Genomic DNA, 7,622 nt, shown 5'->3' with positions numbered 1-7,622 from the left:
GTGCCTTCCGCGCCAGTGCGCGGGCTTCGAAGCGAGGGGCGCGGCTTGTACCACCACCGCATCCGCGATCAACCATTTTGGTGGCGACCGTTTGCTGCTGTCCGCCCTGCGTTCCGAACTGCTTCGTTCGGATCCATTCGGGCGGGGCGCGGCTTCTACCTCTTCGCCGCGTTCGGGATCAACAACCTTCGTCGATCCTTTTCTTCCCCGTGCTGGCGTCCCGAGGGCCCTGGGGCCGGCGGCTCGCTGCGCGGAGGTCCAGTGTCTAACGCTTCGGTTCGGCGGCGTCAAACCCTTGTTGATCCGGGCCTGATCATTCGTCCCCAACCGCCGGGGATATGGGTACGCCGTTCCAAGGTGTGAACCCCCCGCTCCGGCTTTCTTCTTTCCCCCGTCACCTCCCCTGCTCCTCATCCAGCGGGGCGCGCCAGCGGGTTCCGAAGAGCCCGTCTCCGAGGGGAAAGGTGATGTTGAAGTTGTGGCGCCCCATCTTGCCCGGCTCGTGGTGCACCTGATGGTGCCTCCGGAGGAACGAGATGCCGGGCAGCCTGGCGCTCCAATGGTTGCTCGGCAGGTGCGTGGCGAAGTGGACCCATTCGTACGCGAGGTAGTAGCCGAGCGCCGTGGCGATGAAGAGCCAGCCCGCGTTGGGGGAAATCAGCAGGAAGCAGAGCGCTCCCAGCGGCGCGGCGATGGCTCCCAGGAAGAAGAGGAGCAGGACCGGCGGGAAGAGCACCATCTTGAAGTCCCGGGGGGACTCGTAGGTCATCGCCTCGTGGGTGAAGAAGCGGTGGTGCTGGGCGGTGTGCCGTTCGAAGACGAGCCCCAGTCCCCTGGTGCGGTGGTGCATCGGGCCCCGGTGGCCGAGGAACTCGACCGTGTTCGCGAGGGCGATGACCGCGGGGACCCCGAGCAGCTCCCAGAGGCGGGGGGCCTCCACCCGGCTCAGCGCCAGGGCGATTCCCCCCAGGCAGACGAGGCTGGTGAAGGCGAAGTGGGCCTGGCCCCGGTAGCCCGGCCCGATGCTCCGGGCCCGGTACTCCTCACGGAAGGCCTGGACCTGACGGGGGACGGGGCGCGTTTCCATGCGCTCGAGCGTAGCGCGCCCCTTCATCTCACCGTCAGCTAGGAGCGCTTCGTCCCCTTGCCTTCCGAGGGCTCTTCCTTCCGGCGTGCGAGCGACTTCTGAAGCTTCTTCATGCGGTCCAGGATGAGGGTCCGCTTCAGGCTGGAGAGGTGGTCCACGAAGACGTGGCCGTCCAGGTGGTCGATTTCGTGTTGGAGCACGTGCGCGAGCCGCCCTTCCGCCTCCAGCTCGTGCCACTGGGCCGTCTTGTCCTGGTAGCGGACCTTCACGCGCTCGACGCGGGGGCACTTCTCCCACACGTCCGGCACGGAGAGGCAGCCCTCCTCCAGCTTCACGCTCCCCTCCTTCGACAGCAGCTGGGGGTTCACGATCTCGAACTGGGTGCCGTCCTCCCGGCCAACGATGGCCACGCGCAGGGGGACTCCCACCTGGTTGGCCGCGATGCCGATGCCCTTGGCTTCCGCCATGGCCTCCGACATCTCCTGGAGGAGTGTTTCGAGCGCCGGGCCGAAGTCGGTCACGGGCTGCGTGGACGTGGTGAGAACCTTGTGGGGCCAGATGACGATGTCGCGAGCCATGCGCGCGACTCTGCCATGCGGTTTCCTCCATTGCTCGGCACTTTCCGCGCGCCGGCGCACCGTCCGGGCGGCCCCGAGCGCTCCGCCGGACGGGTCTGATAGACCGTCGACATGCACCCGCACTCCCAGCTCATCACCGACTTCTACTCGGCCTTCCAGCGGCGCGACGCGGACGGCATGGCCGCCTGCTACCACCCCGACGTGGAGTTCAACGACGCCGTGTTCCAGAACCTGCGCTACGCGGGCGTCACCTCCATGTGGCGCATGCTGCTGGAGCGCGGCAAGGACCTGGAGCTCGTCTTCAGCCAGGTCCAGGCCGATGACCGCACCGGCAGCGCCCACTGGGATGCGCGCTACACCTTCAGCCAGACGGGCCGGAAGGTGCTCAACCGCATCGACGCGACCTTCGAGTTCGCTGACGGGAAGATCCTCCGCCACACCGACCGGTTCCCCTTCTGGACCTGGTCACGGCAGGCGCTGGGGCCCGTGGGCTGGGCGCTCGGGTGGACGCCGCTCCTGCACAACAAGGTGCGCTCCCAGGGCGCCGCCGGGCTGCGCAAGTACATGAAGGAGCGCGGCATCGAGGGAGCTTGAGGGCGGAGCCCGAGGGCCCCTGATTCACTCCCTCACGTCGAGCGTCTTCAGCGTCACGGGCCCCCTGGGGCCCTGGCGCGACAGGGTTGCCTCGCAGCGCACCTGTCCCATCCAGTCCGTGAAGCGCAGTGACGCCGTGCCGTCCGCGTGCAGCCAGAGCGTCGCGTGGCCGTGGTTGCCCCGGTCCTGGCGCACGCCCGTCCACTCCGGGAAGCGCGGCCGGGATTCGAAGAAGCGGACCGGTGCCACCGGGGACTCCGGGGCATCCCTCCGCTCGGCGGGGAAGCCCCCGTGGCCCAGGCTGGCGCCGAGGAAGGGCAGGCCGGGTGCCCGGTCGTACAGCGCTCCGGCCTGGGCCCCTCCCCAGCACCAGAGGTCCACCCATTCGCGCTCCACGACCAGGGCCCGCAGGTCCTCCGTCACCAGGGGGGCCAGCTGTTTCGCGTCCGGCCCGTAGGGCGCGGCGTGGCTCAGCAGGATGTTCATGGCTCCGCGCCGGCGCCCCTCCGACAGGCGCTGCTCCAGCCATTGCAGCAGCGCGGGCTCGCGGTGGCGACCCGCTTCGAACCAGGCGGTGTCCAGGCCGATGAGCTGGAAGCGCTCCGCGGCGAGGCAGAAGTAGCTGCCCTCCTGCGGGTGACGGGGGCCGGCGCCCCGCCGCTCGTCCAGGTAGCGGAAGTAGGCGCCCGCTCCCGAGCGCATCTCCGGCGGCGCGTTCAGCGTCAAGAGCGCCGTGGTCCCGAGCAGCGGCTCCAGCGGCTGCGCCACATGCGCGTCGAACTCGCCCTGGCGGCCCGCGTAGAAGACGCCGCCCAGGTGCACCGCGCAGTCCAGGCGCTCGCCGCGCATCACCAGCTGCCGGGCGATGTACCGCGAGGCGTATTCGCCCGTGCCGAAGTCCGCGAAGAGCGCGACCTCCACCGGCTGTCCCGGCTCCGGCTCGCGCATGGGATAGACGAAGCGGCTCCTCGCGCCGAAGTGCCAGCGGAACGGGGCCTGCCGCGCCGCCGCGCCCTGCTCCAGCCAGACGGGGCCGCTGAACAACAGCCAGCCCCGCAGGTCCGCCTGGGGCTCGAAGCGCGTGCGCGTGGGGTCGATGGGGATCTCCTCCGTCCTCAGCGGGAAGGTGAAGTCCGCGGGCAGCCCTCCCGTCCCCTGCCGGGCGTGGCGCTCCGTCGCGTCCAGGCGCTCCTGGAGCTGGCCCGGGTCCGTGAAGAGCAGCTCGAGCTCGCGCAGCACCTCCACGAACGCGCCCACCGTGACCCTCGCGCCCAGGCCGCTCTCCGTCCAGCGCAGCACGTCCTCCGGCTCGCGCAGGAAGGCGGACTTGAGCGCCTCCAGCTCCTCCGGGCCCAGGAGGGGCAGGTCCGTGTCCTCCGGCGGCGGGGCTTCCGGCGCGTCCCGGCCTGTCGCGGGCGGCCGATAGCCGAGCGATTCGTAGAGCGGCTTCCACCTGCTTTCCATGCGTCCCCCTCGAGCTGGCGTCGGATGCCCAGGGACGCATTCTCCCAGGCATCCCCGACATTCCTGTTCACCTGGACACGCCGGGCGGGGGACCGGCGCGCAGGGCACTTCCCTCAGGGGCTGGGGGTGCCCGGGCCTTCCTTCCGGAAGGTGTAGAGCGTGTAGTACGAGCCGGTGGCGAAGCCGGGCAGCTTGAGCGGGTTGAACACGCTGAGGTTGGACAGCATGCCGCCCGCGAAGCCCGGCGGCACCTCCACCAGCTTCAGCGTGCCGCCCGCGAGCACGACGCCCGCCTGGGGCTGGTCGTTGCTCATGAGCGTGCACTCGCCCACCGCGGTGAAGGCGCCCACGGGCAGGAGGAAGCGCGCGTAGAACGGCACCTGCGTGCCCGGGGTGAAGGCCCGGTCCGTCAGCCGGAAGCAGGCCGTCGCCGAGCCCACCCGTTCGTGGTTGCCGTCGCCCGCGGGCACGTAGAGGCCCGCGCCCAGCTTCACGGTGGGGGCGAAGGGCGCCGCCGCGCACACCGCTTCATCCGGCGGCGTCGCGGCGTCCTCCTGCGAGCGAAAGGCATACACCCACTCGGTGCCGGATTGCAGCCGCACCGGGGCACCCGCCTGTCCTTGAGACATGTTCAAACCCATCCTTCAGGACCGCGGGGTTCGTGCTCCGGTCACTGCCAGGACAGCGCGTACTCCGTATCCACCGGGCCCGTCTGCCGGCCCTTCACCTGCACGCCCCGGGCGCCCAGCGCCTCGATGACCGCCTGGAGCACGCCTTCATGGTACGCGGGCGGCATGAAGTCCCGCTTCATCAGGAGCTTGCCCGCGCGGTCGCTGGACCACTCCACGCTGCGGTCGCCGTAGCTCACCGCCGCGCGGTAGCCCGTGGGCAGGTTCGTCACCAGCCGCTTGGGGCTGTCTCCCGCGAGGAGCAGCAGCGTCTTGCCCGCCGCCGACGACAGGAAGTCCGTGGTGGCCTGCGTGCCCATCTTGCGCAACATCGCGTCGAAGCCGCCCAGCTGCGGCCCCATCAGCTGCGCTCCCGTGAAGGACAGCTTCAGGAAGCCCGACACCGGGTAGTTGAAGAAGTCCACGAACTTCTTCTCCGGCACCACCGCCAGGCACTTCTCCACCGCGGCGTCGCCGCCGAGGATGCGCACCGCGTTCAGCGCGCCGTTGAAGAACATGCCTCGGGCCGTGTCGTCGGGGGTCGCCAGGGCCAGGCGTTTCTCCAGGTCCTGCGCGATGGCCGGCTCCAAGCCGGATGCTTCCTTGCGCTGCTCACTCATAGAGGGGGAAATCTCCGGGGGGGAGGAGATGAACACCCGTGCGCGCTACAGCCGCACGAGCTGGGCCCCATAATGGACGTTGGCGCCCACGGCCGCCACCACCACCAGGTCCCCACTGCCGAGTGCCACACGACCCTGCTCCAGGTCCTCCGCCAGGAGAATCAACATCCCGGCCGCGGACGTGTTGCCAATCCGGTCCACGTTGCAGGCCACGGCCTCCTTCGGCAGGCCCGCGCGGTTCACGAACGCGTCCATCACCCGCTTGTTGGGCTGGTGGAAGTAGTAGCGCTTCACCTGCTCGCGCACGGCGGGGGTGAGCACCGCGTCCAGGCACTTCTGCATGTACTCCGGGTAGCTGCGCGCGACCTTGAAGCCGTCCACCACGAAGGCCATCTCCGACGGGCGCGTGCGACCCGGCTGGTAGGGCAGCTTCAGCATGCCGCCGCCCCGGCGCGACACCAGCTCCGCGTACGCGTTGCCGGAGAAGGAAGAGAGGATGCCCGGGCCGTCCTCCTCCCCCTGCTGCGTGCGCAGCACCACCGCGCCCGCGCCGTCCCCGAAGACATACATGGACAGGTAGGCATTGAGCGCCTTGGGGCGGCCCGGCGTGGGGGGCAGCTCGTCCGTGTAGACCTCCCGGTTGAGCAGCGGCGAGGTGAACGCCGAGGCCACCACCGCCACCGTGCGGAAGCGGCCGCCCTCCATCATCTTGCGCACCAGGTCCAGCACGTAGGGCGTGCCGCCGCAGCCGTCGTCCACCACCAGCGCGAAGGCGTCCTCGCGCAGGCCCAGCCGTTCGTGCAGCACCATGGCGTCGTGGTTGAAGTGCGGCGCGTCCGGGGTGCACGTCACCACGAACAGCGCGTCCAGCTCCTTCGGGTCCACGCCGCCGCGCGACAGCGCCTGGCGCAGGGACACCTCGCACATGTCCGTGTTCGTCGCCGGGTAGAAGCGCCCCTGCACGTCGTCCGGCGGCGGGATGGCGCGGCCCGTCTCATCGTCGAAGTCCCAGAGGAAGCGGCGCTCCTTGATGCCAATCTTCTCTTCGATGCGGGCGGCCGACCAACCGGGGATGGCCCTGGCGATCCGCTCGTTGGAGATGGTCCTCGTGGGGACGAAGGAACCGGCGCCCACGACACACACCCGTTCGGTCATTTCCATGGCCTCGCGTTTCACAGCCTCGCCGGACGGGATGGATTCCCTGGCACGCGTGCATAGAGCACGTTCCAGGCCACCTCCTAAACCCTTGGAAAGACGGAGTTCCTTCCTTTGGCTGCTTCATGCGTGAAGTACACGCGATGACTGAACAGCCCCTGAAGTGAGGAAAATCCGCAGGATGGGGAAGGATTCAAAAGTGAAGCAACCGAAGCGGAATGAACCGCACGCGGTGTGTCCATTCACTTTTGGTGAACACCGGAAGCGCTCACGGTGTCTTTCATCTGCTCAAGAAAGTCAACGGCCCGCGGTACCGCAAGACACCGCGCTCCCCCTGTCTTGCGTCATGCGGGCCCGATTGGATCTCCCGCGGCTGTCGATTGCCGCGGGGCCAGAGGGTTTCCCTCAGAACGGGATGTTGTCGTCGTCGCCGGGGGGCGGGATGTCGCCGTCGTCCGGCGGGTTGCCGCCGTAGCCGCCGTAACCCCCGCCCCGGCCTCCGCCACGCGCGGGGGGTTCACCGCCGCCACCACCCTCACCGCGCTGCCGGGCGATCTCCGTCTCGATGGCGGCCAGGAGCTGGCGCTCCTTGTCGTGCCACCGGGACTTGCTGGGGTCCGCCAGGGAGCGGCGCGCGCCGTTGGCGTAGAATTCCAGGTCCTGGAGGCTGGCGCCGTAGACGGGGGCGCCCTTGCTGCGGCCGTAGTTGGGGAGGAGCGTGCCGTCGCCGCCCCTCCTCCGCCACCGCCGGACGGGGCGCCCGAGGCCGCGGGGCGACGGTAGGCCGCCGGGGCCGCCGCGACGGGCGTGGCGCTCATGGACAGCTCACCCAGCTGCAGCGTGAAGCCTTCGTCGTTCCTGTACGCCGTGCCCACCCGGACCTGCTCCACCTGACCGTCGGGACGGCGGACCGCGACGGTGACTGGATATTGCTCGCTCATGGGGCCGGGATTCACACCTCCACGGGCCCCCTGTCAACCGAAGGAAGCAACGCGTGTCGGGCCCGAGGCACGCACGGCGGGCCGCCCCGGGCGACCCGCCACGCGGGGAGGCGCGCGGACGACGTCCTCCGTCAGGTCAGCGACACCATGCCGCCGCTGGAGCCCTTCTTGCGCAGCCAGGCCTTGGGCTTGGGCGGAGCGGCGGGCGCGGCCGGCTTCGCGGCTTCCTTCAGCGCCTGGCTGCCCGCGCGACCGCGAGGCAGCGTGACGTCCGGGACCGACTGCGGCCGGGCGCCATCCACCCACGCGTCCGGGCGGCGGTCCGTGCGGATGAGCAGGCGCAGCTTCTGGTAGTGCGCCGCGCAGTAGCCCTTGGTGCGGCTCTGGCGCTTGCACCCGATGACGGCGCAGGCCTGGTTGTCTTCCGCGGCGGCGGCCTTCGGCGGGCGGCCCGGGGACTTCGCGGCGGGCGCGGCTGTCTTCACGGGCGCGGCCCTGGTGGCCGGCGTCTTCGC

Annotated in this window: 7 protein-coding genes and 1 pseudogene; 1 reads left to right on the top strand and 7 read right to left on the bottom strand. The window is 70.2% G+C overall.

The genetic code is table 11. The features are described 5' to 3' along the window. Nucleotides 1–394: 394 nt before the first annotated feature. Nucleotides 395–1,087 (bottom strand): sterol desaturase family protein, encoded by a 693-nt coding sequence (locus ACLEQD_RS32280; RefSeq protein ID WP_410389338.1) that lies wholly within the window; start codon nucleotides 1,085–1,087, stop codon nucleotides 395–397. A 38-nt stretch (nucleotides 1,088–1,125) separates the two neighbouring features. After that, the gene (gene def / locus ACLEQD_RS32275) at nucleotides 1,126–1,665 is read right to left on the bottom strand and encodes a peptide deformylase (protein WP_171414014.1); all 540 of its coding nucleotides are present in this window, start codon (nucleotides 1,663–1,665) and stop codon (nucleotides 1,126–1,128) included. Nucleotides 1,666–1,776: 111 nt separating this feature from the next. Here def and ACLEQD_RS32270 point away from each other — a divergent pair, with 111 nt between their 5' ends. Further along, on the top strand, nucleotides 1,777–2,259 hold the full coding sequence (locus ACLEQD_RS32270) for a nuclear transport factor 2 family protein (protein ID WP_410389337.1): 483 nt from the start codon (nucleotides 1,777–1,779) through the stop codon (nucleotides 2,257–2,259). A 24-nt stretch (nucleotides 2,260–2,283) separates the two neighbouring features. Here ACLEQD_RS32270 and ACLEQD_RS32265 read toward each other — a convergent pair whose 3' ends face one another. From ACLEQD_RS32265 to ACLEQD_RS32245, 5 genes and pseudogenes are all read right to left on the bottom strand, one after another. Further along, nucleotides 2,284–3,723, bottom strand: coding sequence for a hypothetical protein (locus ACLEQD_RS32265; protein WP_410389336.1), 1,440 nt, complete (start codon nucleotides 3,721–3,723; stop codon nucleotides 2,284–2,286). A gap of 113 nt (nucleotides 3,724–3,836) precedes the next feature. After that, nucleotides 3,837–4,352: a hypothetical protein gene (locus ACLEQD_RS32260; RefSeq protein WP_410389335.1), complete on the bottom strand. Its 516-nt coding sequence runs from the start codon at nucleotides 4,350–4,352 to the stop codon at nucleotides 3,837–3,839. 41 nt (nucleotides 4,353–4,393) lie between these two features. Next, nucleotides 4,394–5,011 carry a DUF2378 family protein gene (locus tag ACLEQD_RS32255; RefSeq protein WP_410389334.1) on the bottom strand — a complete coding sequence of 206 codons (618 nt, stop codon included), beginning with the start codon at nucleotides 5,009–5,011 and terminating at the stop codon, nucleotides 4,394–4,396. A 45-nt stretch (nucleotides 5,012–5,056) separates the two neighbouring features. Then, complete coding sequence (locus ACLEQD_RS32250; RefSeq protein WP_410389339.1) at nucleotides 5,057–6,166, bottom strand: 3-oxoacyl-ACP synthase III family protein; 1,110 nt, start codon at nucleotides 6,164–6,166, stop codon at nucleotides 5,057–5,059. Nucleotides 6,167–7,238: 1,072 nt separating this feature from the next. After that, nucleotides 7,239–7,622: pseudogene (locus ACLEQD_RS32245) on the bottom strand (vegetative protein); the annotation flags it as partial.

The organism is Corallococcus sp. 4LFB (assembly GCF_046520365.1).
GTDB classification, from domain to species: Bacteria; Myxococcota; Myxococcia; order Myxococcales; family Myxococcaceae; genus Corallococcus; species Corallococcus caeni.
Note: the sequence above shows the minus strand (reverse complement) of the source record. Positions and strands in the feature narration are given on the sequence as shown.

What these genes read in the sequence shown, in the direction of transcription:
- def (WP_171414014.1), bottom strand. Translation starts at nt 1,665, where the DNA reads ATGGCTCGCGACATCGTCATCTGGCCCCACAAGGTTCTCACCACGTCC.
- ACLEQD_RS32280 (WP_410389338.1), bottom strand. Translation starts at nt 1,087, where the DNA reads ATGGAAACGCGCCCCGTCCCCCGTCAGGTCCAGGCCTTCCGTGAGGAG.
- ACLEQD_RS32265 (WP_410389336.1), bottom strand. Translation starts at nt 3,723, where the DNA reads ATGGAAAGCAGGTGGAAGCCGCTCTACGAATCGCTCGGCTATCGGCCG.
- ACLEQD_RS32255 (WP_410389334.1), bottom strand. Translation starts at nt 5,011, where the DNA reads ATGAGTGAGCAGCGCAAGGAAGCATCCGGCTTGGAGCCGGCCATCGCG.
- ACLEQD_RS32260 (WP_410389335.1), bottom strand. Translation starts at nt 4,352, where the DNA reads ATGTCTCAAGGACAGGCGGGTGCCCCGGTGCGGCTGCAATCCGGCACC.
- ACLEQD_RS32250 (WP_410389339.1), bottom strand. Translation starts at nt 6,166, where the DNA reads ATGACCGAACGGGTGTGTGTCGTGGGCGCCGGTTCCTTCGTCCCCACG.
- ACLEQD_RS32270 (WP_410389337.1), top strand. Translation starts at nt 1,777, where the DNA reads ATGCACCCGCACTCCCAGCTCATCACCGACTTCTACTCGGCCTTCCAG.